General features: G+C 68.9%; 20 protein-coding genes and 2 pseudogenes. 12 read left to right on the top strand and 10 right to left on the bottom strand.

Annotation, left to right across the window (positions count from 1 at the left end; genetic code table 11):
- Positions 1 to 37 precede the first annotated feature (37 nt).
- Positions 38 to 1,324: a restriction endonuclease gene (locus FHS29_RS07805; RefSeq protein WP_184689595.1), complete on the bottom strand. Its 1,287-nt coding sequence runs from the start codon at positions 1,322 to 1,324 to the stop codon at positions 38 to 40.
- A 392-nt stretch (positions 1,325 to 1,716) separates the two neighbouring features.
- Positions 1,717 to 2,975, bottom strand: a pseudogene (locus tag FHS29_RS07800) (IS4 family transposase).
- Between the two features lie 358 nt (positions 2,976 to 3,333).
- On the opposite strand from FHS29_RS07800, the gene FHS29_RS07795 reads away from it, so the two are divergent.
- From FHS29_RS07795 to FHS29_RS07780, 4 genes and pseudogenes are all read left to right on the top strand, one after another.
- Complete coding sequence (locus tag FHS29_RS07795) at positions 3,334 to 5,172, top strand: DUF262 domain-containing protein (protein WP_312864813.1); 1,839 nt, start codon at positions 3,334 to 3,336, stop codon at positions 5,170 to 5,172.
- Between the two features lie 45 nt (positions 5,173 to 5,217).
- Positions 5,218 to 6,032, top strand: a pseudogene (locus FHS29_RS07790) (IS5 family transposase).
- A gap of 188 nt (positions 6,033 to 6,220) precedes the next feature.
- Positions 6,221 to 6,796 carry an HhH-GPD-type base excision DNA repair protein gene (locus FHS29_RS07785; protein ID WP_184689593.1) on the top strand — a complete coding sequence of 192 codons (576 nt, stop codon included), beginning with the start codon at positions 6,221 to 6,223 and terminating at the stop codon, positions 6,794 to 6,796.
- A gap of 95 nt (positions 6,797 to 6,891) precedes the next feature.
- Entirely contained in the window at positions 6,892 to 8,481 is a 1,590-nt protein-coding gene (locus tag FHS29_RS07780; RefSeq protein WP_184689592.1) for a serine/threonine-protein kinase, read from the top strand.
- On the opposite strand, the gene FHS29_RS07775 is transcribed toward FHS29_RS07780, so the two are convergent.
- The gene (locus FHS29_RS07775) at positions 8,415 to 9,641 is read right to left on the bottom strand and encodes an MFS transporter (protein WP_184689590.1); all 1,227 of its coding nucleotides are present in this window, start codon (positions 9,639 to 9,641) and stop codon (positions 8,415 to 8,417) included. The genes FHS29_RS07780 and FHS29_RS07775 overlap by 67 nt on opposite strands.
- A gap of 84 nt (positions 9,642 to 9,725) precedes the next feature.
- Here FHS29_RS07775 and FHS29_RS07770 point away from each other — a divergent pair, with 84 nt between their 5' ends.
- The 6 genes from FHS29_RS07770 (at position 9,726) to FHS29_RS07745 (ending at position 13,419) form a co-directional block, all read left to right on the top strand.
- Positions 9,726 to 10,034 carry an ArsR/SmtB family transcription factor gene (locus tag FHS29_RS07770; RefSeq protein ID WP_184689588.1) on the top strand — a complete coding sequence of 103 codons (309 nt, stop codon included), beginning with the start codon at positions 9,726 to 9,728 and terminating at the stop codon, positions 10,032 to 10,034.
- 191 nt (positions 10,035 to 10,225) lie between these two features.
- Positions 10,226 to 10,939 (top strand): ABC transporter permease, encoded by a 714-nt coding sequence (locus FHS29_RS07765; protein ID WP_184689585.1) that lies wholly within the window; start codon positions 10,226 to 10,228, stop codon positions 10,937 to 10,939.
- The gene (locus FHS29_RS07760; protein ID WP_184689583.1) at positions 10,932 to 11,729 is read left to right on the top strand and encodes an ABC transporter permease; all 798 of its coding nucleotides are present in this window, start codon (positions 10,932 to 10,934) and stop codon (positions 11,727 to 11,729) included. Before FHS29_RS07765 ends, FHS29_RS07760 begins: the two co-directional genes overlap by 8 nt.
- Positions 11,726 to 12,682 carry an ABC transporter ATP-binding protein gene (locus tag FHS29_RS07755; protein ID WP_184689581.1) on the top strand — a complete coding sequence of 319 codons (957 nt, stop codon included), beginning with the start codon at positions 11,726 to 11,728 and terminating at the stop codon, positions 12,680 to 12,682. Before FHS29_RS07760 ends, FHS29_RS07755 begins: the two co-directional genes overlap by 4 nt.
- A 48-nt stretch (positions 12,683 to 12,730) precedes the next feature.
- Positions 12,731 to 13,129 (top strand): bacteriophage spanin2 family protein, encoded by a 399-nt coding sequence (locus FHS29_RS07750; protein WP_184689579.1) that lies wholly within the window; start codon positions 12,731 to 12,733, stop codon positions 13,127 to 13,129.
- 98 nt (positions 13,130 to 13,227) lie between these two features.
- Positions 13,228 to 13,419 (top strand): DUF1918 domain-containing protein, encoded by a 192-nt coding sequence (locus tag FHS29_RS07745; protein ID WP_184689577.1) that lies wholly within the window; start codon positions 13,228 to 13,230, stop codon positions 13,417 to 13,419.
- Here the strand turns inward: FHS29_RS07745 and FHS29_RS07740 are convergent.
- Positions 13,416 to 14,096, bottom strand: coding sequence for a TetR/AcrR family transcriptional regulator (locus FHS29_RS07740; protein WP_184689575.1), 681 nt, complete (start codon positions 14,094 to 14,096; stop codon positions 13,416 to 13,418). The two genes, FHS29_RS07745 and FHS29_RS07740, sit on opposite strands and share 4 nt — an antisense overlap.
- Before the next feature lie 79 nt (positions 14,097 to 14,175).
- Here FHS29_RS07740 and FHS29_RS07735 point away from each other — a divergent pair, with 79 nt between their 5' ends.
- Complete coding sequence (locus FHS29_RS07735) at positions 14,176 to 15,087, top strand: NAD-dependent epimerase/dehydratase family protein (RefSeq protein ID WP_184689573.1); 912 nt, start codon at positions 14,176 to 14,178, stop codon at positions 15,085 to 15,087.
- A 151-nt stretch (positions 15,088 to 15,238) separates the two neighbouring features.
- Here FHS29_RS07735 and FHS29_RS07730 read toward each other — a convergent pair whose 3' ends face one another.
- On the bottom strand, positions 15,239 to 16,054 hold the full coding sequence (locus FHS29_RS07730) for an inositol monophosphatase family protein (protein ID WP_184689571.1): 816 nt from the start codon (positions 16,052 to 16,054) through the stop codon (positions 15,239 to 15,241).
- Between the two features lie 57 nt (positions 16,055 to 16,111).
- Complete coding sequence (locus tag FHS29_RS07725; protein WP_184689569.1) at positions 16,112 to 17,101, bottom strand: malate dehydrogenase; 990 nt, start codon at positions 17,099 to 17,101, stop codon at positions 16,112 to 16,114.
- Positions 17,102 to 17,266: 165 nt separating this feature from the next.
- On the opposite strand from FHS29_RS07725, the gene FHS29_RS07720 reads away from it, so the two are divergent.
- Positions 17,267 to 17,854, top strand: a complete 588-nt coding sequence (locus FHS29_RS07720; RefSeq protein WP_184690057.1) for a pentapeptide repeat-containing protein — start codon at positions 17,267 to 17,269, stop codon at positions 17,852 to 17,854.
- Between the two features lie 16 nt (positions 17,855 to 17,870).
- On the opposite strand, the gene FHS29_RS07715 is transcribed toward FHS29_RS07720, so the two are convergent.
- The 4 genes from FHS29_RS07715 to FHS29_RS37615 form a co-directional block, all read right to left on the bottom strand.
- Positions 17,871 to 20,681: a TNT domain-containing protein gene (locus FHS29_RS07715; protein ID WP_184689567.1), complete on the bottom strand. Its 2,811-nt coding sequence runs from the start codon at positions 20,679 to 20,681 to the stop codon at positions 17,871 to 17,873.
- 84 nt (positions 20,682 to 20,765) lie between these two features.
- Entirely contained in the window at positions 20,766 to 22,271 is a 1,506-nt protein-coding gene (locus tag FHS29_RS07710; protein ID WP_184689565.1) for a TNT domain-containing protein, read from the bottom strand.
- Positions 22,268 to 22,738, bottom strand: a complete 471-nt coding sequence (locus FHS29_RS07705) for a hypothetical protein (protein WP_184689563.1) — start codon at positions 22,736 to 22,738, stop codon at positions 22,268 to 22,270. The genes FHS29_RS07710 and FHS29_RS07705 overlap by 4 nt, the downstream gene beginning before the upstream one ends.
- The gene (locus FHS29_RS37615) at positions 22,701 to 26,591 is read right to left on the bottom strand and encodes a glycohydrolase toxin TNT-related protein (protein ID WP_281391540.1); all 3,891 of its coding nucleotides are present in this window, start codon (positions 26,589 to 26,591) and stop codon (positions 22,701 to 22,703) included. The genes FHS29_RS07705 and FHS29_RS37615 overlap by 38 nt, the downstream gene beginning before the upstream one ends.
- Positions 26,592 to 26,700: the final 109 nt, after the last annotated feature.

Below are 26,700 nucleotides of genomic sequence, written 5' to 3'. Positions count from 1 at the left end.
TAAAATTTCACGTACTTCCCAAAAGTCCATGGGAAGTTTATCGAACTCTACCGGACCTCTTATCGATCATGCCCACCCCGGCACACCACTCAACAATATGCCTGAAGCGCGTTTCGGTCAACAGGTCCAGACCTCGCCCTTTAAGTGCCACAAAAAGACTCTCTCCATCCAGGGATGAATCCTGAGCGATCTCCTGCTCCAGCTCTGCGACACCGTAGATACGAACCCGCAATTGACGGGCCAGTATTACATTTCGCTCCATCCGTTCACCATCAAGAAACTCCTTACCGTCGCCAGTCAGAGACAGTGATCCATTTACGATATCGGCAAAACCTAGCGATACAATAGCTCGAGCATACCTCTCCGCCATAGCGCGCACAGTGATTGAGCTGAACCGCCGCTGAAAGTCATTGACATATTCGTCAAAATTGCGCTTTTCGCGTGCTATTTGCAACATAGCAACCACGGCCTCGACAGCAGAGACTCTGCCCAACGTTCGATATATCGTAAAGCGCCGCTCTGCGCTAGCTGTGTTCAGCTTGAACCAATCAGTACTCGGACTCGATGGTTCGACAGCCTCGACCTGCCCACTGAAGAGGTCCTCATTCAGATCGAGCACTACGACACTTCGCTTCCGGAAACCCAGTTCATATTGAGCAAGAAGATCGACCAGTTCACTGCCTTCTATCAAGCCGATCGGCAACTTGGCCTCCGCTTCAGCCTCACGCTTTGCATCCGAAGAGAAGGCCGAAGTCGTGACTAGGATACCTCTTTCATGAATACTGATCGCGCCGCGAAGGTCACGAACGACCGTCGCCCCGACCGTCCTTTTCCACCTTTTGACCTGCACAGCCGCAGGGAACCTCGTCATCGGACCGATGGTGAGGATTCCGCGAACATCAATTCCACCGTCCTTGGACCGTTGGGTAACTTCGATATCTTCGAAGCCCATCCGCTCCAGAAGGTTTCCTATGAGCTGCTCGAAAGCAACCGGTTCCATGGCATGGAGCTGGCCCCGCATCCGACTCTTGACCTTTTCATTCCATTCGGATACGCTCGCCTCGACTCCGTCAATACTGTAGCTCAGGCTAAAATAGCCTCGACCATTGCCGGTAAATCTTTCGGTTTCTCCACGGCTGACACGACGGCGATTGTCTTGAGATATCGCGGCGGCCATGTACACCCAGGGTGTACTGCTCTTCGGCTCAATAAAGTTCGACTCGACAGCTCGCTGAGTAATATCACGGTAGTGAAGGGGGCCACCGCCTGCACCACGTAGCACTCGTTCGGCAGCGTCAGCGAACCCGATCGTAGCCTTCGACACGAGCTCATAGTAGCAGGATGGCGAACATGTGTTCGAACGCGATCACGCCTATCGGAGTTGGACAGCGGTCCAACTGAACTACCCATCACGCCTGAGCACTAGGAAGCGCAGCGCCCACAGATAATGACCTGATGCGACTACCTATCATAGTGCTGGTGTCCGTCGCTCTTCGAGCCCAGCGCATGGCCCAATGCCACTAAGTTAGGACTGGTCAGCGGAGTCGGATGGTGAATGGTCCGGCGTGTGTGGTGCTGTGGTCGGTGATTCTTTTGATTCTGTAGGAGTTGTGGCGTCCGCTTTTTATCACTCGTGGGCAGGTGCGGTTGCGTCGTGCCGTGGTGCGTTTGCGGAGTATTTCGGCGACGGTGTCGAGGAGTGCTTGTGTCCGGTGTTCAGGGGGAAAAGTCCGCCTGGTCGGTGACCTGGCGGCGGACGACCCTGAGGGAGCGTGTGAAGGACAGTCGGTCGGGGTCGACGTCGGCTTCGTCGGCGGCGCGGCACATGAGGGTGCGGATGGCGTAGTGGGTGAGCAGTAGTGCCCAGATCTCCTGTCGGACCATGTCCGGGGATTTGGACCGCAGTATGCGGGCGGGGCCGCGTTGGTGGGTTTTGATCTCGTCGAACGCGGATTCGATCTCCCATCGTTGGTGGTAGGCCCAGGCGAGTTCGGCCGCGGTGGCCTCGGCGGGATCGGCGATGGTGGTGACCACGCAGATCAACTCGCCGTTGCCGTCGCGGTCGGGGATCTCGTATTCCACGACCCGGACCGGAAACCCGTGATCGGGATCGACGTCCTGTCCCGCGCGGGCGTCGGCGATCAGGTTCCTGCGGCGGCCGTCACGGACCCGGGGATGGATCAGGATCGAGGTGTAGGAGCCGTCGGGCAGCCAGTCCAGCACCGGCAGCTCCACTTTGGAGCCGACCCTCCACAGCAGGTCGGCGCCGGTGTCGACGAATTCGCCCCACAGTCGTAGCTGTAGAAGTTCCGGTCGGCGGTGATCAGCATGTCGGGCTCGACCGAGCCCAGGACCAGCCTGGCGAGGGCTTTCTCGTCACCCCGGTAGCCACTGGGCGTGGCGTCCACGATGGCGTGCGAGCCGCATTCCGCCAAGGCCACCACCAGCGCCTGCGGGAACCCGCTCGCTTTCCGCTCGTTGTTGCTCTTCCCGAATTCCGAGACATTGTCCGGCGTGTCCGGGAGATCCAGGGTGAACCCGTCCACGGCCATGATCCTGCGGGTGCCCAGCCACGCTCCCCGCGTACCGGACTCGGCCACGGGCACGGCAAGACGCTCGAACAACAAACGCAACGGTTCCGACCCGAGTCGCTGCCGTGCCTGGGTGATCGCCGAAGTCGTGGGAACCCGCCACTCCGAACGCCACGATCCCATCATCCTCAACGACCCGACAAGCTTCCGCATGACCTTTTCGTAGTCGTCGTCGGGAAACAGGCACATCGCCTGACAGAAACGCACCATCACATGCGCCGGCAACAACCGTGTCCGCTGCTCCCGTTTCCCCATCTCGGCCAGCACATCCTCGACGACATCACACAGAACCACATCGGCCAACACCCCCAGCGAGATCCGATCGACCAAACGAACCCCACGATCGACATTACCCGAGACCCCGTCCCCACCGGCGCGTGTCATGACCGAATTCTACCGACCCGCCCTAACTTAGTGGCATTGGCGCATGGCCCCGCATCTCAGCCCGGCCTTGGGAGCGCTCGACCGATAAGCACTCAAGCGGCGCAGTCCGCCAGACCAAGTTACGAACTCCCGAGGATCGCCTCATGTTAAGCCAGAACCATTATTACTTGATTTCGGGCTCAATACATTACGAAACCGCGATCTGCTGCGGCCTGTCGCCTAATTGGCCGGAACGCCTTCAGCGACCTCACCCGCAGCTGTAAGGAATCGAGCACTTTACAGCTGAAGACTACTCCAAACAGGTGACGAAGTATCCAGTCTGCGCGATGCGAGCAGCAGAAGAGGGCATACTTCGCCCATGTCATCTACCCCCATGGGTGCAAGCTCAGTTAAGCCAAGCAGCCTCCCTGTAGGAGTTCTACTCGAGAAGCGAGCTCCCTTCAGGGTGCCACGCTATCAGCGCCCGTACGCGTGGGACACCGACTCGGTCGACGACCTCATCGAGGACATCAAGCGCATATGCGACGATTCCGGCGACGACGAGAATCATTTCTTTGGCTCCATGGTGGCCATCGAGTCTCATGACCACACCGAGGCGCAGGCTATTTACCACGAAATTGTCGACGGACAGCAGAGGATAACCACCTTTTGCATCCTCTTGTCGTGCATCGCCATGTTCGCCAAGGAGACCGCCGAATCGACAACTGACGTCAAGGTTTCACAACGGTTTGAGATATTTTACGAAGAGACCGTTGAAAAATACCTCTTCTATGACTCGTACGACACCGCCGCTGGCCTCAAGTCGCGCCGGCCGCGACTACGACTCGGGCAGGCAGACGATGACGTATTCCAGTCACTGCTGCGCGGCAAGGTCCCCAGCCTGGGCGAGCAGTCACGGGTAAGCCATAAGCGGTTGGTCGAAGCGTGGAATCGGCTTCACGAAAGTCTCATAGTCCCGCTTAGAAAAATCAGTGATGGGGACCTTAGACTCAAAAGTTTGCAACAGCTTCGGGACAAAGTTCTCGTCCACACATTTGTAATCCACATTGTCACCGACGACAAACGGGGCGGCTATCGCCTGTTCTCGGTTCTCAACGATCGCGGGGCACGTCTCACGGTCTCGGACCTCTTGCGCAGCCACACGCTCGAGCTGCTCGACAAGGAAGACGACAAGCGAGAGCGAGTTGCATCGCACTGGGACGACATCCTCGCCTATTCCGGCGACCAGGTCGATGCATTCCTGCGAACTTATTACCCTTCCCACAAGGGTGAGAGAGCAGGGAGGGATCGCCTGTACGACGACGTGGTCGACCTTCTTTTCTCCCCAAACAGCATTGGCCTGCACGACCCGGACAGAGTGGTCGAGGAGGTCGAACGAATCAAACGAGAATTCTTCTGGTACCTGTCGATGAAAGATGGACGCTGGCCATACGCCGAGTCGGAACTGACGTCGGCAGTCAATGACTGGCAGCGTCAACGGCTTAAGCACCTTGTCGCCCTCCTGAAACACGAACTAGCGCTACCACTGCTACTTTCTGCTCGCGCATGCCGGAGTGAACGACAGTTCGCCGAACTGGTCCATATGCTGGAGTTGTTCGCATTCCGCTACAAGAACATCTGTGACGGACACGCAAGCGCCGCCAGTGCGCACTACTACCGGAGCGCCAGGGAGATTCGCAATTTCGAGCGTACTTTCGACAACTGGAACAGTCTGCGCAACAACCTTCGTAAACTCATCGCCACCAAGGCGGCCGACCACCAGTTTAAGGCGAATCTGAATGACAAGCTGCGGTACGACTGGCCGAGTCAGAGAAACAATATCAAAGAGCTTCTCACAACGCTCGACGCTTACTGGCCTTGGCTTTCGCGAGGCGCTGAAGGTTCTCCTACATATCAAAGCAGCGTGATAGTCGATCTGGAGAAGATCAGCATTGAACATATCTACCCTGAAAATGCCCAAGTCGTCGTCAACCAGCTTGAAGCAGTAAAACACGAGCTCGGCAATCTGGCCATTCTCGATTCACTGGACAACCGCAAGGCCGGAAACCGGGAGTTCATCGACAAAGTCGGCCTATACGCCACCACCGGAGCCCCCGGAGCCCGCTCATTGGGAGAATACGGAGATTGGGATGCAGGCAAGGTCCGGGCACGTGCCCGAAAGCTATTCGAGCTCGCTTGCAAAGTATTCAGGATTTAGACCAGGTCCCACGTGGCATTGAACCTCTTATCATGATCTTTGGTCGTGGTTGATCGGTTGTCGTTTCGGTTGGCGCCCGATGAGCTGCGGGGATTGGCGGAGCCGTTGATCCCGAAGTTCACGGCGCGTCCGCAGGATGGTGGAACGGCGCCGGTGGACGACCGGACGGTGTTCATCGCGATCGTCCACGTGCTGCCCCGTGGTTGCGGGAGCTGCCGCCGTCGTTTGGGATCACCATGCCGACCGCGCACCGACGGTTCACCCAGTGGACGAAGGCGGCGTTGTGGCGGCGGCTGCACCAGGCCCCGTGCTCGACCGACTTACCTCATAAGGAGAGGTCGACTGGTCGCGGGGATCCGGGACGCCGCCTCGGTCCGGGCGAAAGAGGGCGACCTGACCAGTCCGAACCCGGCCGACCGGGGCAAGCCCGGCTCGAAGATCCACGTGGTGTCCAAGCGGACCGGCCTGCTGCTCGCGGTCGGGGTCTCGGCGGCCAACCTGCACGACAGCCAAGCCCTCGAACCCATGCTGACAGCCATCTCGCGCGTCCGATCACGGCGCGGCCCGTGCCGCTTCCGATCGTGAAGCTGCACGCCGACAAATCTCACAACGTCGAGCGCCTCCGCCACTGGTTACGCCACCGCGGCATCATCCCGCACATCGCCCGCAAGGGCATCGACTGTACCGACCGACTCGGCCGCCACCGCGGGGTTGTCGAACGCACGATCTCCTGGCTGACCGGCTACCGACGCCTGACGATCCGCTACGTACACCACGACGACAACCACTGCGGATCCCTTACCCTTGCCCGAGCTCTGACCTGCTTCAAACGACCCGCAAACTGGCCACGTCAGACGTGATCTGAGCCGAACTTTCGCTTTCCAACGATCTTCGGGTGGAGAAGTTTCCACGATCCCGGCCGCCATGCCAGCTACCGCAGGGGCTCCGGCATAGTGTTATCGCACCCAGGCCTTCGAACAGCAGTCCCCCTCTGCGCTTCCTGTTGTCGGGTGCAGCACGGTCAGCAAGGTCGTGGGATGCTTCCGCCATGAGCTCGAAGGTGTGCCTGGCCCAGAACCCGGAGGCCGACGAACTGTTGGCCGAGGACATGTTCGCCCTGCTCGTCGGCATGTTGCTGGACCAGCAGATCCCCATGGAGAAGGCGTTCCGGGGCCCGAAGGACATCGCCGACCGCATGGCTGGGCTGAACGTGCACCGGATCGCCGAGGCCGACCCGGAGGAGTTCGCCGCCATCGTCGCCGAGAAGCCGGCCGTCCACCGCTTCCCCGGCTCCATGGCCAAGCGCCTGCAGACCCTCGCCCAGCACCTGATCGAGCACTACGACGGCGACCCCGCCACCATCTGGACCCGGGGCGAGCCGGACGGCAAGGAGGTCCTCAAGCGGCTCAAGGACCTGCCCGGGTTCGGCGACCAGAAGGCGCGGATCTTTCTCGCCCTGCTCGGGAAGCAGCTCGGTGTGCAGCCGAAGGGGTGGCGGCAGGCTGCCGGGGCCTACGGCGAGGACGGCTCGCGCCGGAGTGTCGCCGACGTCCTGGACAAGGCGACGCTGGCCGAGGTGCGCGATTTCAAGAAGGCCGCGAAGGCCGCTGCCAAGACCTCATAGCCGAGAACACCCGAGGCCCGGCTCCCGCTGGTCCGAGGGGCTCGGAGAGGCGGCCGAGCAGCGGCGATGTCGGGGTGCCGGGTTAGAGTCGCCGCGTGGAGCTGCCTGGGCTGGCCGATCTGACACCGTTGGGGCAGGGCGGGTTCGCCACCGTCTACCGGGCCCGTCAGGTCCAGTTGAGCCGGGATGTCGCGGTCAAGGTGGACAACCGGGTCCTCCAGACCGAGCGGGATCGGCGGCGGTTCCTGCGGGAGGCCCAGGCCGCCGCGCGGCTGTCCGGGCATCCGCACGTGGTCTCCGTGCACGACGCCGACTACACCCCTCACGGCACGCCCTACCTCGTCATGGAGTTGTGCACGGGCGGGTCGTTGGCCGACCTCATCCGGCGGGACGGGCCGCTGCCCGCCGATCGCGTCCGGCAGTTGGGGGTCCAGCTCGCGGACGCGTTGGCGGCTGCGCACGCGGAAGGCGTGCTGCACCGGGACATCAAGCCGGGCAACATCCTGCTCGACCGGTACGGGACGGCGAAGCTCGCTGATTTCGGGCTGGCCGCCCTGCTGGATGCCGAAGGCAGTTCCACGGTCACGCGCGATGCGTTGAGTCCCAGCTACGCACCGCCCGAGGCGTTCGCGATGGCCCAGCCGACTCCCGCCGCCGACGTCTACGCGCTGGCCGCGACGCTGTACGACCTGTTGGCGGGCAAGCCGCCCCGCCCGGTGCCCTGGCCGGTCGAGTCGTTCGACCACCTCGGGGAGGTGCTGCGGTCGCCGGTACCGCCGGTGGCCGGGGTGCCGGCGGATCTGCACGAGACGCTGGTCCGGGCGCTCATCCCGGACATCGCCTACCGGACACCGAGCGCGGCGCGGTTGCGGGACGAGCTCAAGGGCACTGCGGCACCCGGGCCGATACCGGCGCGGTTCACGCCCATGCCCGGTTCATATCCGGGGCCGGAGCCCGTCCGGGGTGCCGGGCAGGCGCCCTACTCGTGGTCCGGGCCGAACCCCGTCCACCCCCAATCAGGACCGAATCCCAGCCGGCATCCCCCGTCCGGGCCCAACCCGGTCCAATACCCGCAATCCGGGCCGAACCCGGTCCAGTACCCGCAGTCCGGGCCGAATCCGGTGCAGTACCCGATCTCCGTGCCGACCGCCCCCGCCAAGCGCAAGCCGTGGCCGCTGGTGATCGCCGCCGCCGGACTGGCGGTCGTAGTGGCGCTCGGTACGTGGTGGTGGGTGGGGCAGGGCAACAGCGGGAAGGCGCAAGCCGGGACCTCGCAGACCGCGCAGGCCCCGGCCGAGTCCACCCCGCCCCGGCTCAAGGTCTGCGACACGGGCTACTGCATCGCCGAACCCACCTGCTACCACGGCATCACCTCGATCGGCGGCCAGGCCGCCACGGCTCGACGTGCCGGCAACTGCTCCATCCCGCACTACTGGGAGGCGTTCGCCGGCGGCTGGCTCTCCGGTGAGATCCCCAAGGTCGACAACGACGAGCTCATCACGGCACCCGAGGTCAAGGGCGTGTGCACGGCCGAGGCGATGAAGGCCAACACCCGCCCGACCGTGGACACCTCGACCTGGGAGATCACCGCCGTCGCGTTCAGCGAAGGCGAACAGAACTACTTCCACTGCTTCGCCAAGGACCCCGACTCGGGCGAGATGACCACCAGCGCGTTCGGGTCCTGAGAGTCTCGCGGCTCCTGCGGGCCGCGCGGGGGCCGCACGGCGAAGACGAGCAGGACCAGCGCGACCACGGCGAGCAGTGCGGCGATCGGGGCCAGCGGCAGCAGGCCGACCCAGCTGATCACCAGGCCGCCGAGCACGCCGGACAACCCGACGCCCAGGTAGATCGCGGACGCGTTGAGGGACAGCAGCAGGCCGCTGTTCGCCGGGGCCAGTTCGATCAGCCACGCCTGGATCGGCGGGTTCGCCGCCCACGTCAGCGCGCCCCACACGAACAGCGCCACGGCCGCGCCCACCACGGTGGTCATGGTCAGCGGCAGGGTGGCCAGCACGACGGTGAAGAAGCCGAACAGCACCACGAGGAGCTTGCGGGTCTCGAACCGGTCCGTGAGCCGACCGGCCGCCCAGTTGCCGAACGCCCCGCCGACGCCGTAGGCCACCAGCAGTGCGCTGATCACCGCGCCTTCCACGTGCGCAGTGGCGGTGAGCAGCGGCGCGATGTAGTTGAACACCGCGAACACCGAGAGGCACGCGAGCACGCTGAGCGACAGCACCATGACCACGCGCCGGTCCGCAACGGGTGCGAAGCGTTCCCGCAGGCCCACGGCAGGCTGCGGGTCGACGCGCGGCAAACCCAGTCGCACGGCCACCGCAGCGATCGCCGTGACGCCCGCGATCAGCCCGAACACGCCCTGGTAGCCGAGCGGACCGCCCAGCAGGCTGCCCGCCGGGACACCGATCACCAGCGCGAACGTCAGGCCGCCGAAGACCAGCGCGACGGCACGCCCGCGGTGTTCCGGTGGGCTGAGCACGGTGGCCATGAGCGTCGCGCCCGGCGTGTAGGCGGCGGCACCGAGGGCGGTGATGACCCGTGCCGCCATCAGCAACGGGTAGTTGGGGGCGAGGGCGGCGAGCACGTTGCCCACGACGGACACCCCGAGCGCGGTGACCAGCAGGGTGCGGCGTTCCCAGCGGCCGGTGACGGCGGCGAGCAGGGGCGACGAGATCGCGTAGGCGATGGCGAACGCGGTGAGCAGTTGGCCTGCGGTGGCGTGCGAGACGTGCAGCTCCCGGCTCACGGCGGGCAGGACGCCGGAGACGATGTGCGCGCTGGTGCCAACGGCGAACGCGCCGGCGGTGAGCAGGTATGTGCGGCCGGACATGTGGATCCCCCCGTGGGCCAGTATTTCGACGAAAACCGTACTACGAGAACCATCAAAGTACGACCGGTATCGTAAGATGGCCTCATGAAGGCCGTCCTGCCCCACCCCGCGCGCGACGAGATGCGGATCGAGGCCGTGCTGCACGCGCTCGCCGACCCGGTCCGGCTGCGGATCGTCCGCGCCCTCGCGGAATGCGCGGAAGGCATCTCGTGCGGGTTGCTGGACCTGGGCGTGACCGCCTCCACGCTGACCCACCACGTGCGCACGCTGCGCGAGGCCGGCGTCGTCCACGTGACACCTCGTGGGACGTCGCGGATCAGCACCCTGCGCCGCGAGGACCTCGACGCCCTCTACCCCGGCCTGCTCGACGGCGTGCTCGCCGCACCCCGCTGACGGACACGGCAGCGGGCACAGCCGGCAGACACGGCAACGGCCACATCTGACGGACACATCGGACTTCCGTCCGATTAGGACACCCACGCACCGAAAAGCGTTTGCGCCGGTTCCTAGGGTTGCTAGACGTGCGCTCCTACGCGCAGCTTGCGCTCGCCGGATTCCGCCGTTACTCCAACTATCGACAAGCGATGTTCGCCGGCCTGGCCGCGAACGTCATGTTCGGCCTGCTCCGGACCGCCGTGATGATCGCGGTGGTGGGCGCAGCCCCGGTTGCCGGGTACGACGTGCCCGCCGCCGTCGCGTACGTCTGGCTGGGACAGGGCCTGCTCGCGTTCGTCCAGCTCTGGGGCGACGCCCGGCTGGCCGGACGCATCCGCACCGGGGACGTCGTGGTCGACCTCTACCGGCCGTGGCACCTCCAGGCCGCGTTGTTCGCCGAGGACGTCGGGCGGGCCGGGTTCTCGCTGTTCGTGCGGCTGGTCCCGCCGGTGCTGGTCGGGGCGCTGCTGTTCCCGTTCCAGTGGCCCGAAGTCGCCGCCTGGCCGTTGTTCGCGGTCAGCGCGCTGTTGGCACTGGTGGTCAGCTTCGGCCTCCGGTTCCTGGTGAACGCCACCGCGTTCTGGCTGTTGGACAGTCGTGGGGTGGAGAGCTTCCACGTGGTCGCCACCAGTGCCTTCTGCGGGCTGGGCGTGCCGCTGTCGTTCTTCCCCGACTGGGCTCAGGACGTGCTGTGGGCCACGCCCTTCCCGGCCATCATCCAGGCGCCGATCGACGTCTACCTGAGCCACGATCCACAGTGGACAGCCTTGGGGCATCAGCTCTTCTGGGCGGTCGTGTTGTCGGTGGCCGGACACCTGGTGCTCCAGCGGGCCGTGCGGAAGGTGGTGGTGCAGGGTGGGTGACCGGATCTACCCGAAGCTCGTCGCGGCACGCCTGCGCGGCCAGATGTCCTACCGGGTCTCGTTCGCGCTGGAGTGCCTGGGGCAGGCGTTCGCGCAGGCCATCGAGCTGGTGGTCATCCTCGTGGTGTTCAGCCGGGTCGACGCGCTGGGCGGGTTCTCCGCGTCCGAGGTCGTACTGCTGTACGCGTTCGCGGGCACCGCGTTCGGCATCGCGGACTTGGTGGCCGGGCAGCTGAACGAACTGCCCGACTACATCCGCACCGGGAAGTTCGACGTCCTCCTGTTGCGCCCCTTGGGAACCCTGCCCCAGGTGATGGCCTCGGACGTGCGGCTGCGCCGGGCGGGCCGCGTTGCCGCGGGGATCATCACGATGGCGTTCGCCTTGACGCACAACGACATCGCGTGGTCCCCGTGGACCGTGCTGCTGGTCGTCGTCACGCCGCTCGCGGGTGCGGTGATCTTCTCGGCGGTGTGGATCGTGGCCTGTGCCGTCAGCTTCTGGCTGGTCGAAGCGCAGGAGTTGGCCAACGCCGTCACGCACGGCAGCAACTCCTTCACGTCTTACCCGATCACCGTGTACTCCGGGTGGCTGCGGCGTTTCATGGCCTTCGTGGTGCCCGGCGCGTTCGTCGCCTACTACCCCGGCCTGGCGCTGCTGGGCCGAGCGGATCCGTTGGGAGGCCCGGCTTTCCTGGGCTGGATCGCACCTCTCGTCGCACTCGCCGCCGCCTGCGTGGCCGGGCTGGTGTGGCGGTTCGCCGTTCGCCACTACCGAGGGACCGGGTCATGATCGAAGTGCGGGAGCTGTGCCGCGAGTTCGCGGTGACGACCAGGACGGGGCGGTTCCGGCGGACCAGGCGGACCGTGCGGGCGGTCGACTCGGTGTCGTTCGACGTCGCCGCCGGGGAGGCGGTCGGGTACGTCGGGCCGAACGGGGCCGGGAAGTCGACCACCATCAAGATGTTGACCGGCATCCTGGTGCCGACCTCCGGGCACGTGCGGGTGTCCGGCGTCGACCCCTCCCGGTCGCGGCGCGAGCTGACGCGGCGGATCGGGGTGGTGTTCGGGCAGCGCAGCCAGCTCTGGTGGGACCTGCCGCTGCGGGACAGCTTCGACCTGCTGCGGGCGATCTACCGGGTGGGCGCGGCCGACTACGCCCGCCGCCTGCGCGAGTGCGTGGAACTGCTGGAGCTGTCGGGCTTCCTCGACCGGCCGGTGCGCCAGTTGTCGTTGGGCCAGCGGATGCGCGGCGAGGTGACCGCGTCCCTGCTGCACGGCCCCGAACTGCTGGTGCTGGACGAACCCACGATCGGGCTCGACCTGGAATCCAAGGAACGGCTCCGCGAGTTCCTGGCCGACCTCAACACCACCCGCGGCACGACGCTGCTGCTCACCACGCACGACCTGGACGACATCGAACGGCTGTGCCCGCGGCTCGTGGTGATCGACCGGGGCACGGTGCTCGCCGACGGACCGCTGGAGGAACTGCGGGCCGAGGTCGCGCCGGAGCGGGTGCTGGTCGTGGACCTGGAGAAGCCCGCCGACCCGCTGGGCGACCTGGCGGGCGTCGTGGCGGTGCGGTCGGAGCTGGGCGGACTGCGACAGCACCTCACGTTCCGGCGGGACGAAACCACTGCGGCGGCCCTGATCGCGGCCGTGGCGACCCGCGCCGAGGTGCACGACCTCGTCGTGGAGGAACCTGAGATCGACGATGTGGTGCGCAGGCTGTACGCGCGTCGGTAGAGTCGGGCGAAACGGTCACCGAGCACACCCGAGTACTCAGGAGTAGCCATGCGCGCAGGTCGTCCGGTCGCCACCATCCTGCTGGCGCTGGGGCTCGTCGGCGCGGTGACCGGGTGTGAGGCGGTGCAGCAGGCCAACGACACCGCCAACCAGGTCGGGCAGGCCGCCGACAAGGCGCAGCTGTGCATCGAGGCGGTCGCGCTGGCCGGCTTCACGCCGAACGTGAGCGACCCGCAGAAGGCGGTGCAGGAGACCCAGGCGAAGGCCGACGAGTTGGGCAAGCTCGCGGAGAAGGCGGGCGACGCCACGCTCAAGGACGCCATCAACGGGGTCTCGGAGACGATGTCGAACGTGACGCTCAACGACCTGAACCCGGCCCAGTTCGCCGAGTGGTCGCAGAAGAAGCTGGACCAGGCCGCCAAGCTGACCGCCGCCTGCGGCAGCTGACCCCCACCGGCCGCGCGTAGTCGCGCGCTGAGCGGAATCGCCGGTCTGTCGGTACCTTCGGAACAGTCCTACGCTCTGACGCACCGGAGGTGTCGCAGATGCACGCGATAGTAGGCGACCGGTTGCACGTCCACAGCCGCGCGGTGGGTCTCGACGAGCGCATCGGCGAGATCCTGGAAGTCCGCGGGCAGGAAGGTGCTCCGCCGTACCTGGTCCGCTTCTCCGACGGCCACGAAGGGCTGGTCTACCCCGGCCCCGACTGCCTGGTCGAGCCCCGGACCGGCGACTAGTCCGGACCGGGGTCGGAGACCCCGATCAGGGATTCCAGCTCGGCGCGGTACAGCAGCGCCGGGTCGAACCCCATCGGGCCGAACTGGCCCGACACCTCCAGGCTGAGCACGCCGTGCAGCCTGGTGAACGCCCGCAGGGCGGTGAGCGGCACGGCGGGGTGCAGGTCGCCCTCGCCCCGTGAACGCGTCCAGGCCGCGAGCTGTCCGTCCAGCGTGGACAGCTCGGCCGCGGGCCGGTCGGCGTACACGTCGGCCAGGACGCTGATGAACGCGCTCGTCGTGCGGTGCGCGAGCGCGATGGTGTCCTGCGGCGCGTGGTAGCCGGGCAGCGGTGTGCCGAAGAGCAGCAGGTAGCGGTGGGGTTGGGCCAGCGCCCACTCGCGGAACGCCTGGCCGAATCCGTGCACGCGCTCGCGGGGAGGTCGGCTCCGGCTCGACGTCGCGCCCGCCTCGACGGTGTCCGCGAGGTCGCTCCAGGCGTCCCGGATCAGCTCGGTGAGCAGGTCGTCGCGGTTCTTGAAGTACCGGTAGAGCGCCGGGCCGGTCACACCCATGCGCTTGGCGATGGCGTTGACCGAGATGCCCCCCACGCCGAGTTCGGCGAGTTGCTCCAGCGCGATGCGCTTGGCCTCGTCCTTCGTCTCCTCGCGGTACCGCTCGCGTCGCGTGCCGACCACCGTGCCACCTCCTTGACAAAGACACTCTAACTTGTGTTAGAACTTCTAACAGAAGTTAGAGGCAGTCAGGGGAGGCGTCATGACGGTGGTCGTGTTGGGTGCGGGTCGGGGCATCGGTCGCGAGATCACCCGGCAGCTGGTGGCCGAGGGGCGCCGGGTCCGCGCGGTCACCAGGTCGGGCGGTGTGCCGGAGGGTGCGCAGGACGTGCGGGCGGACCTGATGGACCGGGCCGCGACGGTCGAAGCCGTGCGTGGGGCGTCGGTGATCCACCTGGCCGCCAACGTGCCGTACACGAGCTGGGTGGACATGCTGCCGACGATCTCCGGGAACGTGATCGTCGGCGCGGAGACAGTCGGCGCGAAACTGGTTCTGGCAGACAATCTGTACGCATACGGTCCGGTGTCGGGGCCGATCACCGAGGAGACGCCGGAACGCCCGGTCGGGCCGAAGGAGAAGCTGCGCAGCACGTTGGGCAAACGCTTGCGGCAGGCGTCCGTGCCGATCGTCCTCAGCCGGTCCAGCGACTACTACGGCCCCGGCGGCGTCGGGTCGCTGCCCGGTGAACTGGTGCTGAAGCCGCTGGCACGGGGCAAGCAGCCGATGTGGTTCGGGCCGCTGGACGTGCCGCACACCTTCGCCTACCTCGCCGACACCGCCCGCGCGCAGATCGTGCTCGGCGACGACGCGCGGGCGGACGGCCGGAGCTGGCACACGCCCGCCGCCGAGACGTTGAGCGTGCGGGACTTCATCGGGCTGGTCGGGCGGGTGGTGGGGAACGCGCGCAAGCCGTTGCGGCTGCCGCGGTCCACCGTGACGGTCGGCGCGTTGTTCGACAAGCGGCTGCGGGGGATGGGCGAACTCGGCCACCAGCAGTCCAAGCCGTGGGTGGTGGACCACTCGGCGTTCGAGAAGACGTTCGGGCCGCTGCCCGTGACGCCGCACGAGAAGGCCGTCAGGCGCACCGCCGAGTGGTACCGCACCACCGCTTGATCGTGCTCACGACGATCCGCTCGCCGATCGTCGGCCCACCGACGACTGCGATGGTTGGCTCGCCGACTGTCGGCCGGTCGAGGACTGTGGCCGTCGGCCTGCCGATCTTCGGTCCGGCGACGATCCTGGTGATCGTCTCGCCGACTGTCGGTCAGCCGAGGATCGTGGTGATCAGCTCGTCCGCCAGGGCGGGCGTCGCGGCGGCGATGCCCGACCAGCGGCGGGACAGGTCCAGGTCGAAGGTCAGCGGACGGCCGTGCAGGTCGAGCAGCGCTCCCCCGGCGGCGGGCACCGTGACCAGGGCTGCGATGAGGTCCATCAGGCGATGGGTGTCCGAGCCGGGGTCGGCGAACGCGTCCACCGCGCCCTCCGCCACCAGCATGGTCTCCAGGCAGGTGGTGCACAGGATCCGGATGCGGTCGGCGGCGTCGGCCAGCCGCATCCACGCGTCCTCGGTGCCGCGCTTCGGGCGCATCATGCAGATGGACGCGCCTTTGAGCCGCGTGCGGCCGGACGTGCGGAACGAAGTCGGCTGACCGGCCTTGGCCGACCAGGCGCGGCCGGTGTCGAACCAGACCGTGAGCGCCTCGACCGGTTGGGTGTCGATGACCAGCGCGCCGGCGAAGCAGGACAGCGGGACGCCGGTAGCCGCGTTCGCCGAGCCGTCCACGGGGTCGATGACCAGGGTGGCGGCGGAGCCGTTGTCCACGAACCCGGCCTCTTCGGACAGCAGGTTCGCGCCGACGTGCGCGGCGGCCTCGGCGATGGCGAACTCCACGATGGCGTCGACCCGCATGGTGGGGGTGCCGTCAGCGCCGTCCGCGACCTCTTCGCGCAGCTCGGCGCGGGTGTGGAGGTGGCGGGCCTCCTGGTACGCGCGGGCGGCGGCACGAGCGGTCGCGGCCAGCGCCGGGTGGACGTCTGCGGTGAGTTGCGGCTCCGGAACAGGCCACGGATTCTTCGTCACGCCCCGAACATGCCACGAGGGAGCCTCGGATGTGCGGGCTCCCTCGTGACGTGCGACTCAGATCAGGCCGAGGCCCTGCACGGCGTCGCGCTCCTCGACCAGCTCGGCCACCGAGGCGTCGATGCGACCGCGGGAGAACTCGTCGATCTCCAGGCCCTGCACGATCTCGTACCGACCGTCCTTCGCCGTCACGGGGAACGACGAGATCAGGCCCTCCGGCACGCCGTAGGAGCCGTCCGACACGACCGCCGCCGACGTCCAGTCGCCCTCGGCGGTGCCGTTGACCCAGGTGAAGACGTGGTCGATGGCCGCGTTCGCCGCCGACGCCGCCGAGGACGCGCCGCGCGCCTCGATGATCGCCGCGCCGCGCTTGGCCACGGTCGGGATGAAGTCGTTCTCCAGCCAGGCCTGGTCGTCCACGGCCTGCGCGGCGTTGCGGCCGTTCACCTCGGCGTGGAACAGGTCCGGGTACTGGGTGGCCGAGTGGTTGCCCCAGATGGTGAGCTTCCTGATGTCGGTCACCGACACGCCCAGCTTCTTCGCCAGCTGGGACAGCGCCCGGTTGTGGTCCAGGCGGGTCATCGCGGTGAAGCGCTCGGCGGGCACGTCCGGCGCGTGCCGCTGGGCGATGAGGGCGTTGGTGTTGGCCGGGTTGCCGACCACCAGCACGCGCACGTCGTCCGCCGCGCCCGCGTTGATCGCCTCGCCCTGCGGCTTGAAGATGCCGCCGTTGGCCTCCAGCAGGTCGCCCCGCTCCATGCCCTTCGAGCGCGGGCGGGCGCCGACCAGCAGCGCCACGTTCACACCGTCGAACGCCGTCTTGGCGTCGTCGGTGATGTCGATGCCGGACAGCAGCGGGAACGCGCAGTCGTCCAACTCCATGGCGGTGCCCTCGGCGGCCTTCACCGCCTGCGGGATCTCCAGCAGGCGCAGGCGGACCGGCACGTCGGGGCCCAACAGGTGGCCGGAGGCGATGCGGAACAGCAGTGCGTAGCCGATCTGGCCGGCCGCACCGGTGACGGTGACGTTCACGGGCGTGCGGGTCATGAGCCTTCCCGAATGACGATCCAATGGCTTCAGTCCTCGGGCACGACCACTAGGCAGGCTGCACCTGTCAGCGGCGGTCTCTACTCCGGGACCGGCGCACCGGGCGGTTTGCCCGACGCGGTGAGGTTACCAACCGCTGAACGATGACAAGGTGTGACAGTGGACATCATCGAAGCCGACGAGGACTACAGCGACGCCGTGCTGGCCGGACAGCGGTGGGAAGGGCGTTCGTTCGTCCGCTGCGACTTCACCGAAGCCGACCTGCGGGGACTGGTGACGTCGGGCTGCACCTTCACCGACTGCCGGTTCGACCGCACGGACCTGGGTGACTCCGCGCACACCGCCACCGCGTTCCGGTCGTGCCGGTTCGACCGGGCCGTGCTGGCGTCCGCGTCGTTCCGGGCGTGCACGTTGCTGGGTTCGACGTTCGTCGACTGCGCGCTGCGGTCCGTCTCGCTGGAGGAGACCGATCTCACGCTCGTCGGACTGTCGCAGGCGTTGCTGCGCAAGGCGTCGCTGAAGGGGCTGCGGCTGCGGGAGGCCAACCTGGAAAACGCCGACCTGCGGGACGCGGACCTGCGCGACGCCGACCTCACCGGGGCGCGGCTGCGCGACTGCCGGTTCGACGGTGCGGACCTGCGCGGCGCGCGGTTGAGCGCGGACGGGCTGGTCGCGGGCGCCCTGCGCGGGGCTCGGGTCGACCTGGAGACGGCCGTGGCCTTCGCCGCCGCGCACGGGCTGCGCGTGGACTAGTGGGTCGGGGCGTGGACTAGTGGGTCGGGGCCTCCTGGTTGGCGACCTCCACCAGGACGCCCTCGGCCAGCATGTCCTCCACCGACTTGGGCAGCAGGTAGGCGGTGCCGCCGCCGGGCTGCTCGAACCACGGCACCGCCACCCCGGTCAGCACCTCTACCGGGCGGCGCAGGCGGTAGACGCGGTACGGGCGGTTGATCCACGACGGGACCAGCGAGCGCTCGGCGAACGGGGTGCCGGCGGCGTAGACCAGGTTGCCGCTGCCGTCGCCGAAGCGGTCCACCTCCATGCCCGTCGGCAGCTCGATCATCTGCTTGTGCCGGAACAGGGTGAGCGGCGGTTCGCCGCTCATCGGGCTGATCGGCCAGTTGCGGGTCTTGGGGGCGTCCGCCTGGGGCTCCGGGCGCGACGGCTGCGGCGGCGGCGGGACGGGTCGGCGGTCGTCGCGGAAGCCGTTGTTCATCGGCGGGCGCTGCGGCTCGTCGCGGAAGCCTTCCGCGTGCGGACGGTGCTGCTCGTCCCGGAAGCCGTCGTTGGCCGGTGGGCGTGGCGGTTCCTCGCGGAAGCCCTCGCCGGCCGGCGGGCGCTGGGGCTGGTTGCGCGGTGGCGGCGGGGGCAGCGGGCGCGGGGCGCGGCGGCCGGTGAGGACGAGCTTGCCGATCAGGTAGGCGGCGGCGTCCTCCACGCGGTCGAAGCGGACCGGGTTGGTCGGGCCGTGGTCGAACCACGAGACCTCCCAGTCCTGCCCCTCGGTGCGCAGCAGCCACGTGCGGTCGACGGGTTCGCCGAAGCGGTAGGCGGCGGGTGGCACGTCCAGGTCGTCCAGGGCGCGGCGGACGCCGGAGAGTTCGCGTTCCTCCTCCGGCGTGACCTGCCTCGGCTCGACCGCCGGTCCGGGTTCGGCGTCCTCGAAGGAGTGATCTTCGGCGTAGTCCGCCTGGTCGGTGAACTGCTGCTCACCGAACTGCTGCTCAGCGAACTGCTGCCGGCCCGCGAGCTGTCCCTGCTCGCCGAACTGCTGGTGTTCACCGAACTGCTGTTGCTCGCTGAACTGCTGTTGCTCGCCGAACCCCTGCTGGTCCGCGAACTGCTGGTCGCCGAACTGCTGCTGCTCCGCGAACGGCTGCTGCTGGGCGAACGTCGGCTGCTCGGTGTAGGACTGCTCGGTGTACGGCTGCTCGGTGTAGGACTGCTCGTGGAACAGCTCGTCCTGGTCGACCTCGAACTCGGTGGTCCGCTCGGTCTCCTCCGGCTCGTCCTCGGCCCGCTCGACCTCGGCCTCCTGCGAGACCTCCGCGACCGGCACGTCGGCGAGGTCGGGTTCCTCCTCCGACGGCTCCTCCAGCACCGGCTCGCCGGCGATCGCCGTCACCTCGGCGGTCTCCTCCGCCTCCTCCGGCTCGGGCCCCTCGTCGGCGAACGGGCTCCACGCCTGGGTGTCGTTCAGCTCGCGGTCGTAGCGGGCGGGCGCGAACAGGTCCATGCCGTCCACGTACGACTCGCGCCGGTAGCGGTCGTCGATGACCGGGCCGTCGTCCTCGAACCGCACCCGGTACGGCGGGCCGTCCTGGGCGAACTCGACGACCTCCGGCTTGATCTCGGTGAGGTTCGCGGTCCTCTCGACGTCGGCCGGCGCGGCGACCTCGGGTTCGGCGTGCCCGACCTCGCCGTGGCCGAGCTCGGCGCGTCCGAGTTCGGCGTGCGCGAGCCCACCGTGGTCGAGCTCGTCGTGTCCGTGCTCGACGTGGTCGTGATCAGGGTGTCCGTGCTCGGTGTGTCCGTGCTCGGTGTGTCCGTGATCGGCGTGCTGGGGCGTGGCGTACCCCGGGTCGGTGTACTCGGGCTCGGCGTCGGCGAGCAGTTCGGGCAGCGGGGCGGCGACCGTCGCGCCCACCTCCACCGGCTCGTCGTGCTCCGCGAACTCCTCGAACGACTCGGCTTCCGGTTCCGGGACCTCGGCCACCGGCAGAGCGGTGTCGCGGGGCGCGGCGGGCGCGCCCAGGTTCGCGGCGGCGGCGACCCGGGCGTCCTCGGGCACCTCGGGCAGCAGGTAGTCGTTCGCCTTGGCCCGTTCGACCAGCTCCGGCTCCGGCGGCACGCCGTACGCGCGCAGGTAGTAGCCCACGGCGGCGGGCCAGATCCAGTGGCCGTCGGTCTGGAACGCCACCGGCACCACGGCCGGCGCGTCCGGGTTGAGCACGTCGGCGTCGAAGCCCCGGCCGATCACCGCGACCGGCGCGCGGTCCAGGTAGGCGAGCAGCAGCTCGTGGTCGCCCTCGGGGATCGGCGGGCGGTTCACCGACGGGCGCCCGCCGGGCCCCGCGCCGTCGAACACGCGGGCCGTGCGGAAGCCGCGCGGCGGCTGCGGCGCGGCCTGGGCCGGCTGCGGGGCGGGCTGCGGGACGAGCCGGCGGCGCAGCCACTCCGGCACGTTCTCGTCGGCGCGCGGGAAGAACCGCATCTCGTCGACGTACGCCTGTGGCGGCGGTGGCGTCTGCCACACGGGTTCCGCGCGGTCGAAGTCCAGGTTGTAGCTGGACGGGTGGTCGAGCTGGTAGCGGGCGTTGGACCAGCTGCCCCGGCCCTCCCGGTACATGCCCGCACGCAGGCGCGAGAACAGCCCCGCCACTTCCTGCGGCGGGGACCAGACGCGCATGGTGCCGTCGGCCGACCGCACCTCGGCGGCCAGCTCGAAGTACCGACCGGTGGCGCGGTACTCCGCCGTCACGTGCCGCCAGTCCTCCGGGGCGGCCCGCATCAGCGTCAGGCCGATCTGCTTGACCAGCGCGTCCTGCTCGGTCGGGTTCAACGGCTTCGGCTCGGACACGTGCACCATCTTCCCCCGCGACTCCCTGTGCCCGCACGTGACCCCGCTGGGCCGAACGGACGAACCACACCTCGCGGCCGGAATCTAGACCTCGGGCGACGGCGGTCCGGTGGTCGCTTCGGGCACCTCCACCAGGCTCCCGTCGGCCAGCAGCGCGCGTACCGGCTGCGCCAGGAAGTACCCGGTGCCGCCGCCGACCTGGCCGAACCACGGCACCGCGACGCCCTTGAGCGCGGGCACCGGCTTCTGCACCCGATACACGTGGTAGCGACGATTCAGCCAATCCGGTGGCAACGACCGGTTGCCGAACATGGTGCCCGCCGCGTAGACCAGGTTGCCGGTCTCCGGTCCGAACCGGTCGAGTTCGGTGCCCGCCGGCAGCACGACGGCCTCCCGGTCGCGGAACAGCGACAGCGGCGGCTCGTCCGGCAGCGGCTGGATGTCCGCCACCGGCTGCACGACCTGCGCCTGGTTGCCCGCCCGCAGGTCGTCCCGGTCGTCCTGCCACAGCAGCTGCGCCAGCAGCGCCTTCGCGGCGTCCACGGCGTGCTGGTAGACCTTCGGGCTGCCGTGCGGTCCCCGGTTCGCGTCCCAGAACTGCACCTGCCAGCCGGCCTGGCCGGGCGCGGGCTCCAGCACCAGCGCGTCCGGCTTCGGCTCGACGATCCCGTACTCGTCCTCGCGCACGCCGTAGTGGTCGAGCCGGGCCTTGAGGTGGTCGAGCGCCCGCTGGTCGGCCTCGCCGACCCGCCTGGGCCGGTGCTCGGGCAGCGGCGCGCCCTCCGCCTGGCCGGTCGCGACGGCCGTGGCGGCGCTCTGCGCCTCCGGGGAGACCTGCGGCACCGCGTACCCGTGGTCCCGGATGTGCTGCACGAGTTGTGGCACCGGGGGCACGTTGTGCTGACGCAGGTAGTAGGCCACGCTGCCGGGCCACACCCACGTGCCGTCGGTGTGGAAGGTCATCGGCACGGCGGGCGTCGCGTCCGGCTTGAACGCGTCCGGCCCGTACGAGCGGGCCGCCAGCACGACGGGCGCGTTCTCCAGGTAGTCCAGCACGTCGTCCCGCTCCTGCGGGTGCACGCCGGGCCGGTCGTGCGTCGGCAGGCCCTGCGCGTCCACGCCGTCGAACACCGGCGCGGCGATCAGGCCCGGCGCCGACGCGGGGGTCAGCCCGGCCTTGGCCGCCAGCCAGTCCGGCGGGTTGTCGCGCGGGTGCAGCTCCAGCTCCGCGCGGTGGTGCTCGGCCGCGGGCGGGGACGTCCAGTCCGGCTCGTGGTCCCGGTTGAACTCGGCCGAGTAGGTGTCCGGGTGCACCAGGTGCAGCTTGGTGGCGAACCAGGTGCCCTTGCCCGGACGCGCCATGCCCTCGCGCAGCCGCACGAAGAACGGCAGCACCTCGTCCGGCGGCTGCCACTGGAACGAACCGCCGAAGATGGTCAGCCCGGACGCCTCGACCTCCAGGTAGGAGCCCACCATCCGGAAGTCGACCCACAGCTGCTCCCAGTCGCCGGGGAGCCGCTGCACCAGCAGCGTGGTGACCGAGCCGAGGATCGCGTTCTGGTCCTCGATGTCCAACTGCGGCGCGGTCATGCGTTCTGCTCCTCGGTAGCGGCCTCGGTCAGCTTCGCCCGCAGCCAGTCCGGCACGAAGGCCTCGTCCCGGGGGAAGACCTTCAGGTCACGCGCGAAGTCCGCGGCGGGGACCGGGGGGGAGAACTGCGGGTCGTGGTCGAAGTTGTACGTGATGTCGATCCGCACCGGCGCGTTCACCACGCACCGGCAGGAGAACCACGCGCCCCGGCCCGGCTGGTAGAGCACCTGGCGCATCTCCTGGAACGCCGCCGTCAGCTCCTCCGGCGGCAGCACCTCCGGCGTCGACCCGTCCGGCCGGTACACCGTCAGCGCCAGGTCCTGCACCGAGACCGTCATCCGCACCAGCAGGTCGATGCGTCGGAAGTCCTCCGGAGCGGCGTCCAGCAGCAGGCCGCCGATGCGCTGGAGCAGCTCGTCGTGGCGCTGCTCAGAAGTCGGCCGGCCAGAGGGCTGCGTTGTGCTCATTCGGGTAGCTCCTGACGTAGATCTCGGTCGTGCCGTCGGCGAGCGTCACGCGCCACCGGGTCTGGTACGTGTGCGGGTGGCGCTGGAGCGGGTCGCGCAGGGCGAAGGTGTCGATGATCTCGACCGTACCGCCGGCCCTGATGAACTTCGACCGGTCCCGCTCCATCCGGTGCCAGGTCTCCGCCGACACGAACGCCGGGCGCCCGTTGCCCTGGTTCTGGTCGCGCTGCTGACTGGACTGGTTCGCCGCCTCGGCCGGGAAACCCAATTCGTTGCCCTGGTGGTGGCCGCCGTCGGAGAGCTTCTTCCCGTTGCGGTCGACCTCCCCGTGGCTGCCCACCTCGACCTGGGCGCTGCCGTCCCGGCGGATCGCGCCGCCGGAGGTGATGTCCGGGCGGCCGGTGGTGGCGACGGTCTCGCCGTCGCCGTTCGTGCGCCCCTGCCACATGCCGTTGTCGGCGGTCAGCGTGGCGTTCGGCAGCGGGTTGTTCAGGTCCGGGCTGAACGGGCGGAACGTGTGGACGTGCGACACCGCGCCGTCGTCGCCGGTCTGGAACGTGCCGTAGCCCTGCTTCCGGTGGTCGTCCAGCACGAACCGGGTGTTCGGCGGCAGGCCCGGCCGTGACGCGAACGGGTCGCCGTTGCCGAACGGCCTGCTCACCGACGCGCGCTGGTCCGGCGTCCAGTGCGCGGGCATCCCGCCGACCACCTGCACCGAGTAGACGTACTCGTCGCCCACCCTGGTCCGCTGCATCCGCAGCTGGACCTCGCCGTTCGCGGGCGCGGGCCAGGTGCGGGCCGGCTGTTCGGCGCGGCCGAGGCCGTAGAAGCCGTCCGACGTGACGTGCGCGCCCGCCGGGGCCTGGGTGATCTCCGAGTTCACCCGGCTGCGCTGACCCGAATGGGTCTCCTCGAACACGACGTGCCCGTTGTCGTCGGTGATGAACCGGCCGCGCCGCTGGCCGTGCTCGTCGCTGACCGTGTACTCGGTGTTCGCGTCGTGCACCTGGCCGGGGCGGCTGAACGGCTCGCCCTGCCGCACGTCGTTCACCGACTGCTGGTTGCGGTGCTCCGGCGCGGTGCCGTCCACCGCGTTCTGCGGGTGGCCGTTCGCGTCGGTGGTGAACTCCTGGTGCAGCGGTCCCCGGTCGATGTTGTAGTTCGCGCCGCCGATCGGGTGCGTGACCTCCGGGTTGCGCGTGTCGCCGATGAAGTCCGGCGCGGCGATCCACTGCGGACGGCCGTCGACGTCGGTCTGCACCGTGCCCCGGTAGTTGCCGTCGGTGTCGTAGACCTCCATGCGGGTGTCCTGCGGGAGGTCGGTGCGCGCGGTGAACGGCTCCCCCGGTCGCGGTGCCATCGGGTGGTCCGGGGCGATGGTGACGCGGCCGTTGGCCGGGTTCGGCGGCGGGTCGATGGTGTTCGTGCGCTGGATCGGGACGTCCTGGCCGCCGATCCGGACGGTGTCCGGGGTCGTCTGGCGGGTGCCGTCCGCGTTGGCCACGAACGCGTCCTGCCGGTGGCCGGTCTCCACCCGGTAGTGGGCGTTCGGCGCGGGGTGCATGACCTCCGGGTTGTCTCCGTGGCGCGTGTTGGGCGCGATCGCGTCCACGTGGACGTTCCCGTCCGCGTCCACGTGCACGACCGTGCGGACGTCGCCGTTCGGGCTCTGCACCTCGATACGGGTGTCACGGGGCAGCTCGCGGCCGTCGAACAGCGAGTGGTCGTCGTCCAGCTGGACGGTCTGCCGGTGCTGCGTCTCCGGCTCCTGCCACGGCGTCTGCACCTGCGGCTCGATGTCCTGCCGGCCCCGGTGCGCCTGGTCGTCGGTGGCGAGGTCGCCCTTGGGCTCGTGGCCGGGCGGCATGCCGTTCTCGCCGACCGGGGTGCTCGTGCCGTCGGGCTCGAAGGTGTGCCAGCCGCCGTCCGGCGGGATCCGCGGGCCGCCGGCCTCGTTCGGGGAGCCGGCGTAGACGTTGCCGTGCTGGTCGGACCAGGCGAGGCTGTCCGGCGCGGTGACCGGCTGGCCGGTCTCGCGGGCGACGTGCGCGGCCAGGCTGTTCTCGCCGCCGGCGCCCGCGTCGCAGCCGACGAACATGATCGGCCGACCCGCGAGGTCCGGGTGGTTGCCGATCAGCTCGACCAGTTCGGCGCGGGTGTAGCGGGTGTCGCCGATCCGGACGCCGTCGCCGTCCGTGTGGACGTCCAGCACGGCGTGGCGGTCGTCGGCCGGGATGCGGCCGGACAGGTCGCGCAGCCGGTCCTCGGTGTGCAGGGCGACGCCGGAGTCCGTGACCTGGCTGTTCCGGATGGCCTGGTCGACCCGCTGGGAGACCTCGCCGAGCGGGATCGGGCCTTGGTGGGCGACCGGGCCGAGGTCGGCGTTCGGGGTGTGGGTGGCCGGGCCGTCCGCGGGGGTGTAGTCGTCGAACGCGCCGTCGTGGGCCTCGGCGACACTGGCCGTGTCCGGCCGGAGGACGTTGCCCTCGCTGTCGAACGTGCCGAAGTCCGGTGCCAGCACCCGGCCGTCCGCGGGCGGCACGTCGACCTCGCGCATCACGCCCAGGTCCAGCAGGCGTTGGACGCTCATCTGGCCCGTGGCGGGGTCGATCAGCGACGGGTGCGCGACCGGTTGGAGTTGGCGTGCGCCGCCGGGCTGGTCGAAGGCGGGGGCGACCGGGGCGAGTTCGACGGTGAGCGGGGCGTCCAGGACGTAGACGTGGTAGCCCTTGCCGAGGCTGTCGGGCAGGATCGCGCGCTCGCCGAAGCCGTAGGGCTGACCGTCGGGGCGCAGCGGCGAGAGGAAGTCGCCGTTCGGGCTGCCGAACCGGTCCAGGACCGTGCCGGCGGGCAGTTCCACGACCACGCGGGGGCCGTCCGCGCCCTGGTTGGGTGGCCAGGCGATCGAGCCGTCCGGGTGGGAGTGGGCGTCGATGAACGGCTGGTAGCTGCCGTGCGGGCCGTAGGGCTGGTAGGTGGGTTCGACGAGGGCGGCGGCGCGCTGGTCGTAGGTGCCGACTTCGCGGTCCCCGGGCCCCGTGCTGTCGTGGACCGAGTGGTACGGGCCGTCGTGCGAGAAGCCCGGCACCACGCCGGCCGGGTTGCCCCAGACTCCCTTGTGGGGGAACGGATCCGTCGTCGCGGCCGGGTCCGCGGGGGTGGGATCGGTGGTGGTCGGGTCGGTCGTGGGGTCGGTGGTCGTCGCGTCGGCGTCGGCGGGCCACTCGTGACCGGAGACCGGGGAATGCTCGTCGCCGGGGGTGGCGGTCGGGTCGGCGTCGGTGGTCCGGCCGTCGGTCGCCGGGCTGTCGGTGATCGGGCTGTCGGTGGTGGCGCTGTCTGTGGTCGGGACCGGACCTTCCGTGGACGGCGTCGGACCATCGGTCGCGGGGACCGGGCCGTCAGTGGTCGGGACCGGGCCGTCCGTGCCACGCGAAGCCGGACCTTCCGGACCACGGGAGGCCGGAGCGTCCGTGCCACGAGAGGCCGGAGCCGGAGCGTCGGCACCACGCGCGGCCGGTGCGGGACCGGAGTCCGGGCGAGGTGCGCCGGCACCCTCGGTCCGAGGAGCCGTGCCATCCGTACGCGGCGGCGCACCCAGGTCGGCGCGCGGAGCCGCCGGACCAGTCGGGGCAGCAGTCGGGGCAGCAGTCGGTGTTGGGGTCGGGGCAGCGGTCGGGGTTGGCCGGGGCGCCGGCGTGGCACCGTCCGGCCTGGCCAACGGGGTACCGGCACCACCGGCACCAGGCTGGTGACCCGTCGGTCCGAAGCTCCCCGGCTGGGGCCCGAACCCACCCGGCGGCGGGCTGAACCCACCGGCAGGCGGCGCGACCGGACCACGCTGTTCCGGCATACCGGAGCCGTTGTGCTGAGGCGCAGGCCCCGCGTCCCGGAACGGTTGAACCGGCACCCCCGTCACCGAGGAGCTGGCACTGACCGCATCGGTCCCCCGGACGTTGTGC

Origin of the sequence: Saccharothrix tamanrassetensis (assembly GCF_014203665.1) — a bacterium.
Classification (GTDB): domain Bacteria; phylum Actinomycetota; class Actinomycetes; order Mycobacteriales; family Pseudonocardiaceae; genus Actinosynnema; species Actinosynnema tamanrassetense.
Note: the sequence above shows the minus strand (reverse complement) of the source record. Positions and strands in the feature narration are given on the sequence as shown.

Excerpts from the sequence above, each read along its gene's own strand:
- FHS29_RS07795 (WP_312864813.1), top strand. The coding sequence starts at position 3,334 with ATGTCATCTACCCCCATGGGTGCAAGCTCAGTTAAGCCAAGCAGCCTC.
- FHS29_RS07785 (WP_184689593.1), top strand. The coding sequence starts at position 6,221 with ATGAGCTCGAAGGTGTGCCTGGCCCAGAACCCGGAGGCCGACGAACTG.
- FHS29_RS07775 (WP_184689590.1), bottom strand. The coding sequence starts at position 9,641 with ATGTCCGGCCGCACATACCTGCTCACCGCCGGCGCGTTCGCCGTTGGC.
- FHS29_RS07770 (WP_184689588.1), top strand. The coding sequence starts at position 9,726 with ATGAAGGCCGTCCTGCCCCACCCCGCGCGCGACGAGATGCGGATCGAG.
- FHS29_RS07765 (WP_184689585.1), top strand. The coding sequence starts at position 10,226 with ATGTTCGCCGGCCTGGCCGCGAACGTCATGTTCGGCCTGCTCCGGACC.
- FHS29_RS07755 (WP_184689581.1), top strand. The coding sequence starts at position 11,726 with ATGATCGAAGTGCGGGAGCTGTGCCGCGAGTTCGCGGTGACGACCAGG.
- FHS29_RS07750 (WP_184689579.1), top strand. The coding sequence starts at position 12,731 with ATGCGCGCAGGTCGTCCGGTCGCCACCATCCTGCTGGCGCTGGGGCTC.
- FHS29_RS07745 (WP_184689577.1), top strand. The coding sequence starts at position 13,228 with ATGCACGCGATAGTAGGCGACCGGTTGCACGTCCACAGCCGCGCGGTG.
- FHS29_RS07735 (WP_184689573.1), top strand. The coding sequence starts at position 14,176 with ATGACGGTGGTCGTGTTGGGTGCGGGTCGGGGCATCGGTCGCGAGATC.
- FHS29_RS07725 (WP_184689569.1), bottom strand. The coding sequence starts at position 17,101 with ATGACCCGCACGCCCGTGAACGTCACCGTCACCGGTGCGGCCGGCCAG.
- FHS29_RS07710 (WP_184689565.1), bottom strand. The coding sequence starts at position 22,271 with ATGACCGCGCCGCAGTTGGACATCGAGGACCAGAACGCGATCCTCGGC.
- FHS29_RS07705 (WP_184689563.1), bottom strand. The coding sequence starts at position 22,738 with ATGAGCACAACGCAGCCCTCTGGCCGGCCGACTTCTGAGCAGCGCCAC.
- FHS29_RS37615 (WP_281391540.1), bottom strand. The coding sequence starts at position 26,591 with ATGCCGGAACAGCGTGGTCCGGTCGCGCCGCCTGCCGGTGGGTTCAGC.